This window comes from beta proteobacterium MWH-UniP1, from assembly GCA_036362785.1.
Lineage (GTDB): Bacteria > Pseudomonadota > Gammaproteobacteria > Burkholderiales > Burkholderiaceae_A > Lacustribacter.
Window position 1 is genome coordinate 1,684,716 of sequence record CP143625.1, and the last position, 18,261, is coordinate 1,702,976.

The following is an 18,261-nucleotide window of genomic DNA, read 5'->3' on the forward strand; positions in this document are numbered from 1 at the left end:
TGTCGATCATTGCCTTTGTTGGCAGCGTGTTTTCACCCTATTACCACTGGGCCTTGGCCCGCAATCCGCAGACCGATCCTGAAAATCATTGCTGCATCAATGTGGCGTTATACGGCCGTGGGGCGCGCCGCTGGGCAATGACCGAGCGCAGTAAACGCCATGTATCTCGAGACAGTGAACACTTTCGGGTCGGCCCAAGTGAACTGAGCTGGAATGGCAACTGCTTGGAAATTACGCTTAAAGAACGCTCTGCACCACTTGGGCAGAAAATTGCGGGCAAGATCCGCGTGTTTCCCGATCAGCTTTTTCATTTCATCACCCCACTCGATCAACGGGCCCGCCATCACTGGGGGCCAATTGCCCCTTCAGGCCGCGTCGAGGTGTCGCTTAATGCGCCAAAGCTTAGCTGGAAAGGCCATGCGTATCTCGATTCCAACGAGGGTGAGGAGCCCATCATTGGTGCCTTTACCGAGTGGGATTGGTCCAGAGCCAACATGAAAGACGGCGGTGTTTCAGTGCTCTATGACATTCGCGAAAAATCAGGCGTAGAGCGTGTGCTGGCATTGAAATTTAATCCCGATCGGTCGGTCACGCCTTTCGAAGCACCACCACGGCAGGCGCTACCCAAAGCCTTTTGGCGGGTTGGCCGAAGCATCTGCAGCGACAGCGGTTACCCCCCACGTGTCTTGCAGACCCTGGAGGACACACCGTTTTACATCCGCTCAGTGATTGATTCCAGCATTGGCGGCGAGCGAGTAATCTCTATGCATGAAACACTGAATATCCCCAGGCTGGATACCAGTAGTACCCGCTTCATGCTGCCCTTTAAGATGCCGCGGGTCCGGTAATAAAAAAGCCGCGAGCAAAGTCGCGGCTTTTCATGACGCAAGTCGTGCTTAGTCAGCGAAAGCCCCGGCCTTTTTGATGATCGGGCCCCACAGGTCGATCTGCGACTGCAGCAACTGCTTGTGATAAGCAGGCGTTGCCTTCTCAGGACCAACCGGAGCAGTTCCCAAACCCTCGAAACGCTTGGCCACTTCAGGATCTTTCAGGGCGGTGTTCAAAGCAGCATTAAGTTTGTCCAATGCCTCTTTGGGGGTGCCCTTAGGTGCGTACAGACCGTGCCACACCGTGACTTCGAAGTTTGGCAGGCCAGACTCAGCAACGGTTGGCAGCTGGGACAAGCCCTCGGTCTTTAAGCGCTGCTTGGTGGTAACCGCATAGCCTTTGACGCTGCCAGCTTTGATTCGGGGTGTGGTGTTGGTGGTCTGGTCACACATGAAGTCCACCTGGCCGCCCATCAGGTCGGTCATGGCAGGGCCAGTGCCCTTGTAGGCCACTGTGGTCAGGTTGGCATTTAATGCCGACTGGAACAACATGCCGCACAGATGGGAAGCAGCACCCAAACCAGCGTTGGCCATGTTCCACTTGTTGGCATCTTTTTTCACCAACTGAACGAACTCTTTCATGTTGGCCGCAGGAAAGTCTTTGCGTGCAATGAAGGTCATGGGCACTTCATTGATGATGCCAATGTGCTCGAAATCTGTGATTGGGTTGTAAGCCAGCTTGCGATATAAAGCGGGCGCCGTGCTCATGCCGATGTGGTGGACGAGCAGGGTGTAGCCATCGGGCTTGGCCTTGGCCACAATGCCGGGGCCACGGGTGCCGCCAGCGCCGTCCAGGTTTTCAACCACGACAGGGCTATTGAGGGCCTTGCGCATGGCATCGGCCATGGTGCGGGCTACCACATCAGTTGGGCCACCAGCCGTAAAGGGCACCACAATTTTGATTTCACGCTCTGGATAAGCTGCGAATGCCGATGCGCTGACCACTGCCGTGCTGGCAATCATCAGGCTGGATACCAAGTGCTTTAGTTTCATAGGAAGACCGCTCCTTTTCTCGTTATATAACTTTGAATTTTAGACAGGTTTGGCGTGGGCCTGAATCCGGGTAAGCCTTAGTTGGTCTGCCCTAGAAATGCAGGGCGACATTAAGTACTCCGCCTTGATCGGACACGCTGGCCTCGGGCGGGGTGGCCGTTGCGCTCCAAGATACCCACTACCGAGGCAAATAGACCAGGGTCTGGCCGATTTTGTTCACCAGGGGGAACCGCCTGCACCAGAAACTCGATTGCCGGCAGTGGCTTTAACAAATAGTCTTTCTGCGGTGCCAGCAGATAGCTGCTGACTGCCCGGGCCAGCAAGACGAGCTTTCTTGAACGCGACACGACCGATCGATGGTTGATCGAATCAAAGCGATGCTGCGATAGCTTGCGGCCAATCTCAGCGTAAATCAGCCGGGCCGCCATGATCGAGGCGCGTGCATCACGGGGCAATGCGGCAATGCCGGTTTCAGCACGGGTGTACAACTGATCAGCGGCGTTTAATAGCCGCTTGGTCACCGATGCCAAAGCAGGCGAAAACTCTGGGTTTTCTAAAAACTTATCGGGATCAATGCCCGCCTCGCGAAGCCAGGCCAGGGGCAAATAGATTCTTCCGCGTCGGGCATCTTCGCCAACATCGCGCGCAATATTGGTGAGCTGCATGGCCACACCGAGCTCACAGGCACGCGCAACAGTCTGCCGGGACCGGCCACCCATCACGAGCGTCATCATCGCGCCAACGGTGCCCGCCACTCGGGCGCCATAGTCGTAGAGTTCTTCAATCGTTTCATAACGCCGGCCAGTGGCATCCCACTGAAAACCATCCAAGAGCGCCAGGGGAAGTGCCTGCGGAATGCCGTAAGCGTGAGCTGTGGCCGCAAAGGCCACATCGGCATCAATGCCAAAAGGCTCATGGCGATAGATCGCGTCTAAGCGCTCATGCAGATAGGCCATCACCACATCAATCGATGCGCCGGGCGGCATCTCATCCACCGCGTCATCGGCCACACGACAAAAGGCATAAATGGCCGTAGCCGCACAACGATACCGTGTCGGTAGCAGACGTGAGGCCGCGAAAAAAGAATGCGACCCACCACGCATCAGTCGCTCGCAGGTGGCATAGACCTCGGGCGAATGAATATGCAGCTGGGCAGCACGGTTAGGCATGTTGGGGCACCAGACTGTCGGCCTTTGGAATCACGGCCTCAAGCGCCATGGCCGAGGCAATCACACCTGGAATGCCAGCACCAGGATGGGTACTTGCGCCCACCATGAACAGCCGATCAATGTCTTCGCTTCGGTTGTGTGGCCGAAACCAGGCACTCTGCAAAAGAATTGGCTCGGGACCAAACGCTGCACCGCGATAAGACAGCAAACGATTCTGAAAATCTAAGGGCGTGGTCACTAACGATTCGGTGATGTGCGCTTCAAAGCCCGGCATGATCGTGTCGTTTAAGTACTTGGCAATCGCCTGGCGATAGGGCTCCGCCTTCTGTGCCCAATCGGTGCCATCTTCCAAATGCGGCACGGGCGAAAGCACATAAAAAGTGTCATGGCCTGGTGGCGCCACGGATGGGTCACTGGCACTTGGCCGGTGCAGATACAGACTGAAATCATCGGCCAGATGTTGCCGCTTGAAAATGTCGGTCAACAGCTCTTTGTAACGCGGCCCCATCAGAATCGTGTGATGCATCACGTCTGAGTATTGCTTGTTGGTACCGAAGTACCAGACAAACAGACTCATCGACGACTTCATGCGTTTGATTTTTTTGTCCGTCCAGTGCTTGCGATGTTCTGGCGCGATCAGATGTTTATAGGTCCACGCGGTGTCGCTATTGCAGACCACAATATCGGCCTTGATTTCTTCGCCGTTGGCCAGGACCACACCTGTGGCGCGGCCCTTGTCCACTGTAATTTGCTTGACCTCTGCACGGCAGCGGACTTCATGGCCTTGGCCATTGATCAAATCAACCAGTCCCTTAATCAGGGCACCGGTGCCACCCATGGCCCAATGCACGCCATGGCGGCGTTCTAATGAATTAATCAGTGAATAAACACAGGTGACCGAAAATGGATTGCCGCCAATCAACAGCGGATGAAAACTAAAGACCATGCGCAATTTGGGATTGCGCATGTATTGGGCCGCCATGCTGTAAATGCTTTTCCATGCCTGCATGCGAAACATGGACGGCATGGCCGCGAATAAATCGGTAATGTCGTCAAAGACTTTGGTACTCAGGCCGATAAAACCCAGCCGATAACACTTCTCGGCTTCTTTAAAGAAGGCTTCATAGCCCGGCAGGTCGTCGGGCGCAAACCGGGCGACTTCGCGGCGCATGGCCTCGGGGTCGCCGGAGTAATCGAAGTGTGTGCCGTCATCAAACCGAATCCGGTAAAAGGGGTCCATCGGTTTTAGCGTGACGTAATCCGACATGCGTTTGCCGCAGATGGACCAGAGTTCTTCCAACAGGAATGGTGCCGTGACGATCGTTGGGCCGGCGTCAAACACGTGGCCGCCTCGGCGGTGGACGTAGGCCCTGCCCCCCGGCTGATCTAGCTTTTCCAGGACGGTGACCCGGTAACCTTTGACCCCAAGGCGAATGGCTGCTGCCAAGCCACCAAAACCGCTTCCCACCACCACGGCGTGTGGCTTTGCGGGCACAACATTTGGACTCTTCATGCTTTGATTGTAAGTGTAAGTTTTAGTTGACGGTTGAATATGTCAATACGAAAATGGCACGATGAGTCAATCCGTGTCGCCCCGAGCCCTGCCCGACCCTGCGGCAGTCGCCGAACTGCTCAAGCCCATTACCTGGTTTCCTCCAATGTGGGCGTTTACTTGCGGTGTAATCGCCTCCGGTATTGATTTATTTCCGAACTGGCCGATTATTTTGATTGGCCTGCTGCTGACCGGCCCCCTGGTCTGTGCCACCAGCCAGGCCGTCAACGACTGGTACGACCGCCATGTCGATGCCATTAACGAACCGAATCGACCGATCCCGAGCGGAAGAATTCCCGGCCGCTGGGGCCTGTTTATTGCCATTGGCTGGACTGGCCTGTCCCTGGTGGTGGCCACCGCGCTTGGTGCCTGGGGGTTTGCCGCCACGGTCTTGGCCCTGATCCTGGCCTGGGCCTACAGCATGCCACCCCTTCGGCTCAAGCAAAACGGCTGGTGGGGCAATGCGGCCTGTGGCCTGAGTTATGAAAGCCTGGCCTGGATCACCGGGTCGGCTGTAATGATGGGCGGCATGATGCCCAGCCCATCTTCCATGGGACTGGCCCTGCTCTATGGCCTGGGCGCCCACGGCATCATGACCCTGAATGACTTCAAATCCGTGAAGGGTGATCAGCAGATGGGCGTGCGCTCGTTGCCAGTGCAACTTGGTGTACAGCGTGCCGCACAACTTGCCTGCTGGACCATGGCCCTGCCCCAAGTCGTGGTGATTGGCATGGTCTGGTCATGGGGGGCTCCGATTCATGCGCTGGCCATTGTTGGCCTGCTAATTGGCCAAATTATTTTGATGCGTTGGTTTTTGCAATCGCCAAGTGATCGGGCGCTCTACTACAGCGGTTTTGGTGTGCCGATCTATGTGTCGGGCATGATGGTGAGCGCATTTGCATTACGGATCACCACATGAACAGCATCACCAATCCAACACTTACAAACATCAAGCCCTTCGGCTGGCTGGCCATTGTGCGGCTGGGCCTGGCGCAATTTAGCCTTGGTGCCATCGTTGTACTCACCACATCCACATTGAATCGTGTGATGGTGATTGAGCTCGCCCTGCCGGCTTTGCTGCCAGGCATCTTGGTGGCCCTGCATTACGCAGTACAGATGCTTCGGCCACGCATGGGTTATGGCTCTGACATGATGGGCCGTTGCACGCCATGGATTCTGGGTGGCATGACCATTCTGGGGGTCGGCGGCGTAATGGCCGCAACCGCCACCACACTCATGGCCACAAGCGTTTTGTGGGGTGGCTCGCTCGCCTTTGCGGCCTTCTCTTTGATTGGCGTGGGCGTCAGCGCGTCGGGCACCTCTGTTCTTGTCTTGTTGGCCAAGCGTGTGGAAGACCAACGCCGCGCAGCAGCAGCCACGATTGTCTGGCTCATGATGATTACTGGTCTGGCCATGACCGCCGGCATTACCGGCCAGATGCTTGATCCCTATTCGCATGAACGTCTGTTGGTGATTGCCACCGTGGTGTCCTTGGCTGCGATTGCGCTGACGTTTCTTGCGCTCTACAAATTAGAAGGCCAGGCCGGCTCGATTAACCCCAACTCGGTCAACGACACGACCACAGAAAAGTCCAGCTTTAAAGAGGCCATCGGCCAGGTCTGGAATGAACCAGCAGCCCGTCGATTCACGGTCTTTGTGTTTGTATCGATGCTGGCGTTTTCTGCACAGGATTTAATCCTGGAGCCCTTTGCTGGGATCGTTTTTAATTTCACGCCTGGCGAGACCACTGGGTTGTCTGGCCTACAGCATGGCGGTGTGCTCTGCGGCATGATTCTTTGTGCCTTTACCTGCGGCCGCTTTGGCGGCCGTTTTGGCGACCGCCAGTTTGGTTCCTTACGCAGTTGGACCGTGGGGGGCTGTATTGCATCGTCACTCGCACTCTTTAGCCTGGTAGCCGCCGGCATGGTGGGGCCCGGCTATCCATTAAAAATCACGGTCTTCTTATTAGGCGCATCGAACGGTGCATTTTCAATTGCCGCTATCGCATCCATGATGCGACTGGCCGGCGAAGGCCGTGGCCAGCGAGAAGGCACACGCGTGGGCCTTTGGGGCGCGGCACAGGCGATCGCCTTTGGCGCGGGGGGCTTGATCGGTGCCACCGCCAGCGACATTAGCCGGCGCTTTATCGATGACCCGGGTCTTGCGTATGGCGTGGTGTTTTTTGCCGAAGCAGGGCTTTTCTTAGTCGCCGCACGACTTGCACTTGGCATTGATGCCGACCTGGATGAAGCAGCGCAACAGCCTGCCACCAGCACAACCTCATGGAAAAGAGAGGAAGGCCATGAACCCGCTTAATTCAAATGATATTCAGACTTTTGACGTCGCCGTGATTGGTGGCGGCCCAGCCGGTGCCACCGCCGCAGACGATCTGGCACTCAAGGGCTTTTCGGTCATGCTGCTCGATCGCGCCGGCCGCATCAAACCCTGTGGTGGTGCCATTCCGCCGCGGGCCATGAAGGATTTTCTTATTCCGGATTCCATGTTGGTGGCCCATGCGACCAAGGCCCGGATGATTTCGCCAACCTTTAAAAAAGTCGACATTCCCATTGAAAACGGGTTTGTGGGCTTGGTTGACCGCTGCGAATTTGATGAATGGCTTCGCGAGCGTGCGCAGTCTCATGGCGCTGATCGCCGCATTGGCACCTTTGATCATTTGGAACACTTAAGCGATGGCAGCGCCATCGTGCATTACAACGGCCGAAACACGGCAGGCGATACCGAGACCTTCCCCGCCAAGGTCCGCGCCAAAGTCGTGATCGGCGCCGATGGCGCCAAGTCAGAAGTTGCCCGCCAAAACATCCGTGATGCCGAAAAAACCAAATATGTGTTTGCGTATCACGAGATCGTGAAAACCCCTGAACAGCCCCCTGCCGACTACGAGGCATCGCGCTGCGATGTGTACTACAACGGCAAGATGTCGCCCGATTTCTACGGCTGGGTCTTCCCCCATGGCGCAACGGCCAGCATTGGGGTTGGCAGTGCCGACAAGGGCTTTTCACTTCGCAATGCCACCGCGCTCGTACGCCAGGCAGCGGGCTTAGACTCTGCCGAAACGCTACGCCGCGAGGGTGCGCCGATCCCGCTCAAACCATTGCGCTACTGGGATAACAAAAAAAATGTGGTGCTCGCCGGCGACGCTGCGGGTGTCGTCGCACCCGCATCGGGCGAAGGCATCTATTACGCCATGGCTGGCGGCCGCTTTGCTGCCGAGGCCGCCGAGATGTTTCTGAAGACCGGCAACGTCAAGGCACTGGCCACCGCCCGCAAGCGCTTCATGAAAGAGCATGGTCGCGTGTTTTGGATTCTGGGGCTGCTACAGAAGTTCTGGTATTCCAGCGACAAACGCCGCGAGAAATTTGTGAAGATCTGCGAAGACAAAGACGTGCAAACGCTCACGTTTGAGTCTTATATGCACAAAAAACTGGTCCGCAAAAAACCCATGGCCCATATCCGAATCTTCTTCAAGGATATGGCCCACCTGCTGGGCATTGCCAAGGCTTAAAACGGCCCGTTGAGCTGCACGTTGGCGTAGTTGAGAAAGCCCGCGATCGTAACCCAGGCCAAATAGGGCAGCAGAATCACGCTGGCCAGCCGCGAGATCTTCCAAAAGGTCCAGATAATCGCGGCAATCGACAGCCACAGGAAGACCAATTCCACTATGGCCCAATCGGGCCGCTTGACCGTGAAAAACAGCATGCTCCACAGCACATGCAAGATGCTGTTAATCCCAAAGAGCGCCAGGATCTGCACCCGTTGGGCGGGGTGCGTGGTGCGCCGCCACGCCATCACTCCCGCAATCACGATCAGAACAAAGATGGATGTCCAGATGACACCAAAGGCCCAGTCGGGCGGCTTCCAGTCTGGCTGCTTCAGGTTCTGATACCAGGGGCCTAGGTCGGTGAGCATCTGGCCCAAGACCGATACGGCCGACACCCAGATCACGGCCACCGCAATCTGCCGCACTAGGGTCCAGTTGGAAGAAGGGTTTGTACTCATAGCCGACAGTGTAGAGGGTTTCAGCCTGAAGAAGCGCTAAGAAATCCGTAAACTACGCGGTGTTTGACTGCCGCGCTAGTGATGCACCTGCGGCGTTTTCCCGATTAATTTTTTTCTGGAGATTTGCATGAGCGTATCCCCGATGAAACAACGTGTCGTTAAAAATGCTGTAGTGCTGAGCCTGACTGCCGTGGCCATTGGCTTGGCGGGCTGCTCCAAACAAGACGGTTCCGTGAAAATTGGCCATGTGGCCCCCATGACGGGCAACCAGGCCCACCTGGGCAAAGACAATGAAGCCGGTGCCAAACTGGCCATCGCCGATCTGAACAAAGCTGGCGTGCAGATCAACGGCAAGCCGGTGACCTTTACCCTGGTCTCTGAAGACGATGGCGCCGACCCCAAGCAAGGCACCGCAGCCGCCCAGAAATTGGTGGATGCCAAGGTTGCCGGTGTGATTGGCCACCTGAACTCGGGCACCAGTATTCCCGCATCGAAAATCTACAGCGACGCTGGCATTGCCCAGATCTCGCCCGCTTCGACCAACCCCAAGTACACCATGCAGGGCTTTAAAACCACCTTCCGTGTCGTGGCCAACGATGCGCAGCTTGGTGGCACCCTGGGCAAGTACGCTGTTCAGGAACTGAAGGGCAAGAGCATTGCCGTGATTGATGACCGCACGGCCTATGGCCAGGGCGTGGCCGATGAATTCGCCAAGGGTGTTGAAGCCGCCGGTGGCAAAGTGGTGGACCGTCAGTTCACCACCGACAAATCGACCGACTTCATGTCGATTCTGACAGCCATTCGCGCCAAAAAGCCTGACGTCGTGTTTTACGGTGGCATGGATGCGGTTGCTGGCCCCATGCTGCGCCAGATGGAGCAGTTAAAAATTAACGCGAAGGTCATGGGTGGTGACGGCATGTGTACCAGCGAATTGCCAAAGCTGGCGGGCAATGCAGTCGGCAACAACAAGATCTTCTGTGCTGAAGCCGGTGGTGTGATCGGTGCTTACGAAAAGAAACTGGCTGATTTCCGTGAGCGGTTCCAAAAAGAAACCGGCGCAGAGGTGAAACTCTATGCACCTTACGTCTACGACGCCACCATGGTTCTGGTAGAGGCCATGAAAAAGGCCAATTCGACCGACCCCAAAAAGTATCTGCCCGAGCTGGCCAAGATCCAGTACGACGGCGTAACGGGTCCCATCTCGTTTGACGAGAAAGGCGATATCAAAGGCGGCACTCTGTCGCTCTACACCTATCGCAGCGGCAAGCGTGAACTGGTCAAGGTGATTCAGTAAGGCAATGCTTGGGGGGGCCACGTGCCCCCCAACAATTCCGCGAACGCGCAACTCATCACTTGATTAAAGTGACTCCTATAGCCTGACTATGGATACCCTGATCCAACAACTCATCAACGGCCTGGTACTGGGCAGTGTGTATGCCCTGGTGGCACTGGGTTACACCATGGTCTATGGCATTTTGCAGTTGATTAACTTCGCCCACGGCGAAGTGCTCATGGTGGGCGCCATGGTGGCGTTAACTGTGTTGGGGCTTTTGGGCACCTTTGTGCCAGGCCTGCCGCTGGTGATTCAACTCTTGATTGCAACCCTGGTTGCCATTCCCGTGTGCATGCTGCTCTCGGCTGCGATTGAGCGCATTGCCTATCGGCCACTGCGGCAGGCGCCGCGATTGGCGCCACTGATCACCGCCATCGGCGTGTCGATTGTCTTGCAGACCATGGCCATGATCATCTGGTCCCCGAATCCACGTGTGTTTCCGGACTTGCTGTCCACCTCTGCGTTTGAAATTGGTGGGGCACTGCTGGCACCAAAGCAAGTCCTGATTCTGGTGGTCGCAGCGATCGCCATGACCGGCCTTTTAATTCTGATTCACAAAACCCGGCTGGGCCGCGCTATGCGGGCCGTGTCTGAAAACCCAAAGATCGCCAGTCTGATGGGCGTGAATCCAGACCGCATCATTTCGGCTACTTTTATGCTGGGGGCAGCTCTTGCTGCAATTGCTGGCGTGTTAGTGGCCATGAATTACAACATCACCCATTTCACCATGGGCTTTATGTTGGGCCTAAAGGCCTTCACCGCCGCAGTGCTGGGTGGCATTGGCAACCTGGCTGGTGCCGTTGCCGGTGGGCTGCTGTTGGGCATTATTGAAAGCCTTGGCGCTGGCTATATCGGTGATCTCACCGGCGGCTTTCTTGGCAGCCACTACCAAGACATTTTTGCATTCGCTGTGTTGATTCTGGTGCTGGTCGTTCGGCCATCGGGGTTACTGGGCGAACGTGTGGCAGATCGGGCATAAATCATGCGCTGGGGTAATGTCTCAATTCCACTCACTCGCCGCAATGCCTGGCTTGCGGTGGCAGCGATCGGCGTAGCGCTTGTCATCCTTCCATTTTTAGTGGGTATGGCCGGCAATGCGTGGATTCGCATCCTGGCCTTTGCCATGCTCTACATCATGCTGGCACTCGGCCTAAATATCGTGGTGGGATATGCGGGCCTGCTCGATCTGGGTTACATCGCCTTTTATGCGGTGGGCGCTTATATGTACGGCTTGCTGGCCTCGCCCCATTTGTTTGAACACTTTGCCTGGATCCGCAACACCTTTCCCGATGGCCTGCACAGTTCGATCTGGATGGTGGTGCCGCTATCGGCCGCACTCGCCGCGATGTTTGGTGTACTGCTTGGCGCCCCCACATTAAAGCTTCGCGGTGATTATCTGGCGATCGTCACCCTGGGTTTCGGCGAAATCATTCGCATCTTTTTGAATAACCTGAATGCGCCCGCCAATCTGACCAACGGGCCACAAGGGCTCACCAATATCGACCCCATTCGCATTGGCAGTGTGAATTTTTCAAAATCGCTGGATGTCTTTGGCATCACCATTCCATCCGTTCAGCTGTACTACTATCTGTTTTTAATTCTCACACTGGTGGTCATCGTGATCACGGTGCGGCTTCAAGATTCCCGCGTTGGTCGGGCCTGGGTAGCCATCCGCGAAGACGAGATTGCAGCAAAAGCCATGGGCATTAATACCCGTAACGTCAAGCTCTTGGCCTTTGCCATGGGGGCGTCGTTTGGTGGTGTGTCAGGCGCCATGTTCTCGGCGTTTCAGGGCTTTGTCTCACCCGAGAGCTTTGTGCTGATGGAAAGTATTGTGATTGTGGCCATGGTGGTCTTGGGCGGCATGGGCTATGTGCCCGGCGTCATTCTAGGTGCGGTACTGCTCTATGCGATTCCGGAAATCCTGCGCTACGTGGCCAAACCCATTCAAGAAACCATCTTTGGCCAAGAACTGATTGCACCCGAAGCCCTGCGCATGCTGATCTTCGGTCTGGCCATGGTGATCGTGATGCTCTATCGGCCGCGTGGCCTTCTGTCAGCGAAACGGGCCCTGTGACATGAGCCTGCTACGTGTGAATCAGGCCCGCAAGGTCTTTGGTGGGTTGGTGGCACTTGATAACGTGAGCCTGGATATCCCCGCTGGCCAGATCTACGGATTGATTGGCCCAAACGGCGCGGGTAAGACTACCTTTTTCAATGTCATCACTGGCTTATATGCGCCCGATGGTGGCCAGTTCGAACTGGCCGGTCAGACCTACGAGCCCACTGCCGTTCACCGGGTGGCAGAAGCAGGCATTGCCCGCACATTCCAAAACATCCGGCTCTTTCCAGATATGACTGCGGTGGAAAATGTCATGGTGGGCCGCCACCTGCGCACCCATGGATTTCATCGCGGTGTCTTGGGCGCAGTCTTGCGAACCAAAGCCTTTAAAGAGAGTGAACGACAGATCCGCGACGAGGCCCGCGCGCTCTTGGCCTATCTTGGTATTGAGCGTCTGGCCGATGCCACCGCCAAGACCCTGTCGTATGGCGATCAGCGCCGCCTGGAAATTGCTCGGGCACTGGCCACCGAACCCAAGCTGTTGGCCCTGGATGAACCCGCAGCCGGCATGAATGCCACCGAAAAAAATTCGCTCAAAACGATCCTGGAAAAAATCCGCCATGACGGCAAAACCATTTTGTTAATCGAGCACGATGTGAAGCTGGTGATGGGCCTGTGTGATCAGGTGACCGTGCTGGACTATGGCCGGGTGATTGCACAAGGACTACCTGCCGATGTGCAGCGGGATCCACGTGTGATCGAGGCCTATCTGGGCAGCGGAGCCACCCATGGTTAATGACATCCAGTCCCCTGTTGATTCAAACCCGACTGGCGAGAAGCACGGCACGCCAGCGCTCGAGCTGCGCGGGCTAAAGGTGCGCTACGGCGGCATCCAGGCCGTCAAAGGCATTAGCCTGAGTGTGCGCGACGGTGAACTGGTCACCCTGATTGGTGCCAATGGCGCAGGCAAGACCACCACACTAAAGGCCATCACTGGCCTGATTGGTACTGCAGAGGGCCATATTCTGTTTCAGGGGGAAGACATCACCCACCGCCCTGCCCACGCCCTTGCCAGCCGCGGCCTGGTAATGGTCCCCGAGGGCCGCGGTGTCTTTACCCGCATGACGATTTTGGAAAACCTACAGATGGGTGCGTATTGCTTGGGCAAGGGCCATCACAGTGGCCAGTCCGCCTCATCGCAGTCGATTGCCCAGGCCATTGACGAGCAGTTGGCATTGTTTCCACGATTAAAAGAACGCTGTCATCAGCTGGCCGGCACCATGTCGGGCGGCGAGCAGCAAATGCTGGCCATGGCGCGGGCACTCATGGCCAAGCCTTCGGTTCTGCTGCTCGATGAACCCTCCATGGGGCTATCGCCCGTGATGGTAGAGAAGATCTTTGAAGTGATTCGCGATGTATCTGCCCGTGGCGTCACGATTCTGCTGGTCGAACAAAATGCGCGGCTGGCACTACAGATTGCCGATCGCGGCTATGTGATGGAGTCCGGCATGATCACCACCAGTGCACCGGCCGCACAGTTACTTCACGACCCAGCGGTACGCGCCGCCTATTTGGGCGAATAGATCAAGTCTCAAACACGGTGTCAGACACCGTGTTTTGATCGACCAGATGTCTGACACCGTGTTTTGGTGCCTGACACCTAGATCAGTTTCGAGAAGCGGCCTGGGTTGACCTGAGACTGGAAGTAGCGGTCAAACACCATGGCAATGCCCCGCAGGAAAAAGCGGCCCTTAGGCGTGATGTCAATTCGCTCTTCGGACACTGTCAGCATGCCCTCAGACTCAAAGGTCTGGCGCAACTGCGCGAGTTCTTTTTCAAAATATTCCTGGAACTGAACCCCATGGGCCTGACCCACCGACTCCATAACCAGGCTGCCCTGGCACATGAGTTCCATGATCACGTCACGACGAATGAGATCGTCAGCGCTGAGTTCAATGCCACGAATAATCGGCAGCACACCGCGATCGAGTGCTGCATAGTATTCGTCGAGTGTTTTTGCATTCTGGCTAAATGATGCGCCGATCTTACTAATCGATGAGACACCGAGTGCCAACAAATCGCAGTCGGCCTGGGTGGTGTAGCCCTGGAAATTACGATGCAGGGTGCCATCACGCTGGGCAATGGCAAGCTCGTCATCTACCCGGGCAAAGTGATCCATGCCCACATACTGATATCCCGCATCTAACATCATGTTGATGGCAAGCAGCATGATCTCCAGCTTGACTTCTGCCGTGGGCATGTCGGCCGGGTCGATACGGCGCTGCGGCTTAAAGCGTGCCGGCAGGTGGGCATAACTGTACAAGGCCACGCGATCGGGAGATGCCTCTAACACCCGCTCAAGCGTGCGGGCAAAGCCCTCTGGCGTTTGCTTAGGCAGGCCGTAGATTAAATCCATATTGATCGATTTAAATCCGCACTCGCGTGCCGTGGCCAGTGTGCCCATGGTCATCTCGGCGGGCTGGATGCGATGCACGGCTTTTTGCACGGCCTCATCAAAATCCTGCACACCAATACTCATCCGATTAAAGCCCAGATCGGCCAAGAGATGAATCATCTTGGCGTCTGCACTGCGGGGATCGATTTCAATCGCATATTCCCCATCTTTGGCGAAATCAAAGTGGTCACGCAGCATGCGCATCAGTCGCGAGAGTTCGCCTGCATTTAAAAATGTGGGCGTGCCACCGCCAAAGTGCATCTGGGTGACATAGCGGCTATTGGGTAAATAAGACGTGGCCAGCCGAATCTCTTTTTCCAGATAGTCCAGATACTGGGCCGAGCGACTATGGTCTTTGGTGATGACTTTGTTGCAGGCACAGTAATAACAAATCGATGCACAAAACGGCAGATGCACATACAGAGACAAGGGCTTGTCCCGCTCAATGCGATCACGGTGATCGAGCCACTTCACATGGGTCTTGGCGTCAAATCCCTCGTGGAAACGATCCGCAGTTGGGTACGAGGTATAGCGCGGCCCAGGCATATCAAAACGGCGAATCAACGCCTCGTCTACGCCAAAGCTCTCAATAGTTGTTGTCATGCCAGTCCACCCTGTTTTGTGTTTTCGCAGTATGTCAAACGGCCAGAAAAATACGTTGATCTCGATCAACCGGTCCCGGCTCGCCGCCGATTCACGCCAAATGCTTTGCAGAATGTTGATTCGGATCAGAAAAAACAAACGCCCAAAGGGGGGAGCCTTTGGGCGTCGCCTCCGCGGCCTGGACGGGGGACATCCGTGTGCGGCCTTTGAGGGAGGAGGGAAAGATGGGACTGCCGGTCAGACAGCCCACCAAAAGCGGAGTTCCTTGTGTTTAGTAGTTGATCACCGTGCTTTTTGCGGGACCCACCTTTGCCGCAGCAGCGGCCGCTTCAGTCGCTTTTTGCGAGAGCTTGGCAACAGGGCCCACCAACTCTGGGTGAGTCTTTGCCATCGGCTCGCCGTACAGCGGCTTATAGGCACCCTGGTGACAGGTCGCGCAGTTCACCTTCGCCACGTCTCCCATCGGGCCGAGACGATTCGGTGGGAATGCACCGGTCAGCGGTGTCATGAACTCATTGTTCAGCTCGCGAACCATACGAATGCCATGCCATGCGGCAAGACGCTGTGGTGGGCTCTGGCCCCAATCCGCAAAGTTGCGGGAGTTGTGGCAGAAATTACAGTTCACGCCCAGGCCTTTAGACATATGCACCATCAGGCCATAGGTGGCTTCTGTTGCCTGAATGCTCGACCCAGTGCTGTTGATACCCTGTGGCAACGCATTCAGTGAGATCTGACGAATGACGTTGTCGTTTTGCAGGTATGCCGTAAATGGATCTTTTGGCAAGGTGCTCAGACCCACAGACGGGGCAGGCTCGTTTTGGCCATTGCGCTGACCAAAGAACCCTTTGGCTAACTTGGCCTCGTCGGGCTTAAACCAGACCTGATTTGGAATTGGCTGACCGCGGTGGCAGGTATGACAAGTCACGCCTGTGGCTGCAACGTGATTTTTCCAGGCAGCGTTTAAGTGCTTGGTCATCTCGGTCATGCGGCGGGCAACAACCTTGGTGTAGAGCGAATCGTCGGCCAGGTTTTGCAGGTTGTGGCAGTAGGCACAGCCCTGCTCTGGTGCGATCCACAGCGTCATGGAGATCATGACCCGGTTGAACTCGCCAACGCTCAGATCACCCAAGACCTTAACGTTTTTGTAAACCTGCCGAGCACGCGGGCCGCCCTTGTCAGCCTCTGGCAGGGCTGCTGGTGCAGTCTGCAGGGCTTCCTGGCTTGCCAGTGTGCGTGGGTTATAGACCAATTCCATGCCTGTGCCACGAAAACCCGTCTGCACAGCATCGACCGGGGGCCGCTCACAGCCAGCCAGGAGCGCGGACGCTGCAACGACCAGCGCCACCAAAGAGGTTCTGAAGTTCATTATTTCGCTCCTTGTACAGTCAATGGGTCAATGGTTGGCACACCCCACATATCAGGGTAAGGCGGCGCAATGCCATGCTTCACACCCCAGAGATACCAGTTATCCACCACGGTGCCGGTCAACAAGATGCCGATGCCGCCAGTTAATGGGCAGAGCACGGCAAACCACCAGGCCCAACGGTGAATCGATTCCATCGTGGCGTTAAAGCCCATGGTCCAACGCCAGAACAACGCGGCGCGCTCTGATGCCGAGCCACGATCCACGATCTGCTCAACCTCGCGATCACCGCCGTACTGGGTGGTGGCCAAAATGGTGGCACCGTGCATGGCAAAGAGCAGTGCCGAGCCATACAGGAAGGCAATCGACAGCATGTGGAAGGGGTTATAAAACAGGTTGCCGTAACGAATCGAGAACGCTGCCGTCCAATCCAGGTGAGAGAAGATGCCAAAGGGCACACCCTCGGACCAGCTGCCCATGATCACAGGACGAATAAAGCCCAGAACCAGGTAGAGCCAAATAGCAGCAGCAAACGCCCAGGCCACATGGGTCCCCATGCCCAAGGCACGGGCGCGGCGATAGACCCGGACCCACCAGAGCAGAATCGACACGGTGAGAAAGAGGCCGGCAATATTCCACCAGCCACCCTGATTCAAGGGTGCCAAGCGCAGGCCGTATTCGGGTGGGGGTGGATCCAATGACAGCCAGAACAACTGACGAATGAACTGAATCGGGTCGTAATTGACCTGAACCAGCATGTTCCAGCCCACGATAGTAAAGGCGATGATGAAGCAAAACGCCGAGGCAACACCAAGTTTGCCGAGATAGAGCGGACCGATCTGTGCGTTGCCAAGACGGCCGGCAAGATGCACCAAAAACGGTTTGATCACACGTTCGTTATTGTCAGGATGCTTGAGTTCAACGCCGTGATGCGGCGTTGCCACTGCCTGGACTTGTGTAAATAGATTCTGATATTCCATGTTGTTCTCCAGATCCCAGGCTTATGACCAAATCGGCAGATTGAGCCACCAGCCCCACCACTCTGGCCACCCGCGTGTCCAGAAGGGGCCACTGATCACAATACACACGGCACTGAAAAACACTGCCGCCAGCGCGAGATATAAGCCCAGACGGTGAATGCCCAAGGTGCCTACCGAGTAACCAATGGTGTCGCGAAAGAAGGTGTCTTCGTGATCGGAGTTCTTGACCGTCTCACCCTTGGCAGGATTTGCGGCCGACAGAATCAAGCCACCGTGCATGGCCAGGGCCAGACAGCAAGTGAAGAACAGTGTGATGGCCAGCATGTGTGCTGGGTTGTAATGAAAGTGCAGATACTGATAGCCAACGTTGGACACCCAGTCCAAGTGGCTCAGGATGCCGTATGGGAAACCGTGCCCCCACGCACCCATCAGAACGGGTCGAATCACGACCAGCGTGACATACGCAAAAATCGCCATGCTAAAAGCAATTGGCACGTGATAGCCCATGCCCAGCTTTCGGCAGATCTCCACTTCGCGCAGCGCCCAAGACACAAATGCACCAATGGCGCAGATGGTGATGAGCTGCCATAGCCCGCCTTCTAACAGCGGGGCCATGCCCAGGCCATAGCTCAGATCTGGCGGAGCAATATTGATTTGCCAGATATTCCAGGTCGGCCCTTGCGAGGCGCCCCACAGAATAAGAAGTGTGCCCAGTGCGGCAAAAAAGACGGTAGTCAGCCCAAAAAAGCCGACATAAAAAGGCCCGACCCAAAAGTCGAACATGTCGCCACCAACCAGGGTTCCCCCGCGGACACGATACTTTCTTTCGAAACTGAGCATCGCCATT

Annotated in this window: 17 protein-coding genes; 9 read left to right on the forward strand and 8 right to left on the reverse strand. The window is 56.2% G+C overall.

Annotation, left to right across the window (positions count from 1 at the left end):
• The first annotated feature begins 26 nt into the window (after positions 1-26).
• Positions 27-848 (forward strand): carotenoid 1,2-hydratase, encoded by an 822-nt coding sequence (locus tag AOB54_08300; protein ID WVN41471.1) that lies wholly within the window; start codon positions 27-29, stop codon positions 846-848.
• A gap of 48 nt (positions 849-896) precedes the next feature.
• Here AOB54_08300 and AOB54_08305 read toward each other — a convergent pair whose 3' ends face one another.
• The 3 genes from AOB54_08305 to AOB54_08315 form a co-directional block, all read right to left on the reverse strand.
• Positions 897-1,880, reverse strand: a complete 984-nt coding sequence (locus AOB54_08305; protein ID WVN41472.1) for a tripartite tricarboxylate transporter substrate-binding protein — start codon at positions 1,878-1,880, stop codon at positions 897-899.
• 110 nt (positions 1,881-1,990) lie between these two features.
• On the reverse strand, positions 1,991-3,049 hold the full coding sequence (locus AOB54_08310) for a phytoene/squalene synthase family protein (protein WVN41473.1): 1,059 nt from the start codon (positions 3,047-3,049) through the stop codon (positions 1,991-1,993).
• On the reverse strand, positions 3,042-4,562 hold the full coding sequence (locus AOB54_08315; GenBank protein ID WVN41474.1) for a phytoene desaturase: 1,521 nt from the start codon (positions 4,560-4,562) through the stop codon (positions 3,042-3,044). The genes AOB54_08310 and AOB54_08315 overlap by 8 nt, the downstream gene beginning before the upstream one ends.
• Before the next feature lie 61 nt (positions 4,563-4,623).
• Here AOB54_08315 and chlG point away from each other — a divergent pair, with 61 nt between their 5' ends.
• Genes chlG through AOB54_08330 form a run of 3 tightly spaced genes read left to right on the forward strand, consistent with a single transcriptional unit; the run spans position 4,624 to position 8,124 of the window.
• Positions 4,624-5,520, forward strand: a complete 897-nt coding sequence (gene chlG, locus AOB54_08320; GenBank protein ID WVN41475.1) for a chlorophyll synthase ChlG — start codon at positions 4,624-4,626, stop codon at positions 5,518-5,520.
• Complete coding sequence (locus AOB54_08325; GenBank protein ID WVN41476.1) at positions 5,517-6,917, forward strand: BCD family MFS transporter; 1,401 nt, start codon at positions 5,517-5,519, stop codon at positions 6,915-6,917. The genes chlG and AOB54_08325 overlap by 4 nt, the downstream gene beginning before the upstream one ends.
• Positions 6,904-8,124: a geranylgeranyl diphosphate reductase gene (locus AOB54_08330; GenBank protein ID WVN41477.1), complete on the forward strand. Its 1,221-nt coding sequence runs from the start codon at positions 6,904-6,906 to the stop codon at positions 8,122-8,124. The genes AOB54_08325 and AOB54_08330 overlap by 14 nt, the downstream gene beginning before the upstream one ends.
• Here AOB54_08330 and AOB54_08335 read toward each other — a convergent pair.
• The gene (locus AOB54_08335; GenBank protein WVN41478.1) at positions 8,121-8,618 is read right to left on the reverse strand and encodes a TspO/MBR family protein; all 498 of its coding nucleotides are present in this window, start codon (positions 8,616-8,618) and stop codon (positions 8,121-8,123) included. The genes AOB54_08330 and AOB54_08335 overlap by 4 nt on opposite strands.
• Positions 8,619-8,745: 127 nt before the next feature.
• Between AOB54_08335 and AOB54_08340 the strand changes: the two genes are divergently transcribed.
• The 5 genes from AOB54_08340 (at position 8,746) to AOB54_08360 (ending at position 13,596) form a co-directional block, all read left to right on the forward strand.
• Positions 8,746-9,912: a branched-chain amino acid ABC transporter substrate-binding protein gene (locus AOB54_08340; protein WVN41479.1), complete on the forward strand. Its 1,167-nt coding sequence runs from the start codon at positions 8,746-8,748 to the stop codon at positions 9,910-9,912.
• Between the two features lie 88 nt (positions 9,913-10,000).
• The gene (locus tag AOB54_08345) at positions 10,001-10,930 is read left to right on the forward strand and encodes a branched-chain amino acid ABC transporter permease (GenBank protein ID WVN41480.1); all 930 of its coding nucleotides are present in this window, start codon (positions 10,001-10,003) and stop codon (positions 10,928-10,930) included.
• A 3-nt stretch (positions 10,931-10,933) separates the two neighbouring features.
• Complete coding sequence (locus AOB54_08350) at positions 10,934-12,028, forward strand: ABC transporter ATP-binding protein (GenBank protein ID WVN41481.1); 1,095 nt, start codon at positions 10,934-10,936, stop codon at positions 12,026-12,028.
• A 1-nt stretch (position 12,029) separates the two neighbouring features.
• Positions 12,030-12,809, forward strand: coding sequence for an ABC transporter ATP-binding protein (locus AOB54_08355; protein ID WVN41482.1), 780 nt, complete (start codon positions 12,030-12,032; stop codon positions 12,807-12,809).
• Complete coding sequence (locus tag AOB54_08360; protein WVN41483.1) at positions 12,802-13,596, forward strand: ABC transporter ATP-binding protein; 795 nt, start codon at positions 12,802-12,804, stop codon at positions 13,594-13,596. Before AOB54_08355 ends, AOB54_08360 begins: the two co-directional genes overlap by 8 nt.
• Before the next feature lie 77 nt (positions 13,597-13,673).
• Here AOB54_08360 and hemN read toward each other — a convergent pair whose 3' ends face one another.
• From hemN to pufL, 4 genes are all read right to left on the reverse strand, one after another.
• A complete protein-coding gene (hemN, locus tag AOB54_08365) occupies positions 13,674-15,071 on the reverse strand; it encodes an oxygen-independent coproporphyrinogen III oxidase (GenBank protein ID WVN41484.1) in 1,398 nt (465 codons plus the stop codon).
• A gap of 271 nt (positions 15,072-15,342) precedes the next feature.
• Entirely contained in the window at positions 15,343-16,437 is a 1,095-nt protein-coding gene (pufC, locus tag AOB54_08370) for a photosynthetic reaction center cytochrome PufC (GenBank protein ID WVN41485.1), read from the reverse strand.
• A complete protein-coding gene (gene pufM, locus AOB54_08375; protein WVN41486.1) occupies positions 16,437-17,414 on the reverse strand; it encodes a photosynthetic reaction center subunit M in 978 nt (325 codons plus the stop codon). Before pufM ends, pufC begins: the two co-directional genes overlap by 1 nt.
• A 21-nt stretch (positions 17,415-17,435) precedes the next feature.
• Positions 17,436-18,260 (reverse strand): photosynthetic reaction center subunit L, encoded by an 825-nt coding sequence (pufL, locus tag AOB54_08380; protein WVN41487.1) that lies wholly within the window; start codon positions 18,258-18,260, stop codon positions 17,436-17,438.
• Position 18,261: the final 1 nt, after the last annotated feature.

Excerpts from the sequence above, each read along its gene's own strand:
- AOB54_08305 (WVN41472.1), bottom strand. The coding sequence starts at position 1,880 with ATGAAACTAAAGCACTTGGTATCCAGCCTGATGATTGCCAGCACGGCA.
- AOB54_08310 (WVN41473.1), bottom strand. The coding sequence starts at position 3,049 with ATGCCTAACCGTGCTGCCCAGCTGCATATTCATTCGCCCGAGGTCTAT.
- AOB54_08315 (WVN41474.1), bottom strand. The coding sequence starts at position 4,562 with ATGAAGAGTCCAAATGTTGTGCCCGCAAAGCCACACGCCGTGGTGGTG.
- chlG (WVN41475.1), top strand. The coding sequence starts at position 4,624 with ATGAGTCAATCCGTGTCGCCCCGAGCCCTGCCCGACCCTGCGGCAGTC.
- AOB54_08325 (WVN41476.1), top strand. The coding sequence starts at position 5,517 with ATGAACAGCATCACCAATCCAACACTTACAAACATCAAGCCCTTCGGC.
- AOB54_08330 (WVN41477.1), top strand. The coding sequence starts at position 6,904 with ATGAACCCGCTTAATTCAAATGATATTCAGACTTTTGACGTCGCCGTG.
- AOB54_08335 (WVN41478.1), bottom strand. The coding sequence starts at position 8,618 with ATGAGTACAAACCCTTCTTCCAACTGGACCCTAGTGCGGCAGATTGCG.
- AOB54_08340 (WVN41479.1), top strand. The coding sequence starts at position 8,746 with ATGAGCGTATCCCCGATGAAACAACGTGTCGTTAAAAATGCTGTAGTG.
- AOB54_08345 (WVN41480.1), top strand. The coding sequence starts at position 10,001 with ATGGATACCCTGATCCAACAACTCATCAACGGCCTGGTACTGGGCAGT.
- AOB54_08350 (WVN41481.1), top strand. The coding sequence starts at position 10,934 with ATGCGCTGGGGTAATGTCTCAATTCCACTCACTCGCCGCAATGCCTGG.
- AOB54_08355 (WVN41482.1), top strand. The coding sequence starts at position 12,030 with ATGAGCCTGCTACGTGTGAATCAGGCCCGCAAGGTCTTTGGTGGGTTG.
- AOB54_08360 (WVN41483.1), top strand. The coding sequence starts at position 12,802 with ATGGTTAATGACATCCAGTCCCCTGTTGATTCAAACCCGACTGGCGAG.
- hemN (WVN41484.1), bottom strand. The coding sequence starts at position 15,071 with ATGACAACAACTATTGAGAGCTTTGGCGTAGACGAGGCGTTGATTCGC.
- pufC (WVN41485.1), bottom strand. The coding sequence starts at position 16,437 with ATGAACTTCAGAACCTCTTTGGTGGCGCTGGTCGTTGCAGCGTCCGCG.
- pufM (WVN41486.1), bottom strand. The coding sequence starts at position 17,414 with ATGGAATATCAGAATCTATTTACACAAGTCCAGGCAGTGGCAACGCCG.
- pufL (WVN41487.1), bottom strand. The coding sequence starts at position 18,260 with ATGGCGATGCTCAGTTTCGAAAGAAAGTATCGTGTCCGCGGGGGAACC.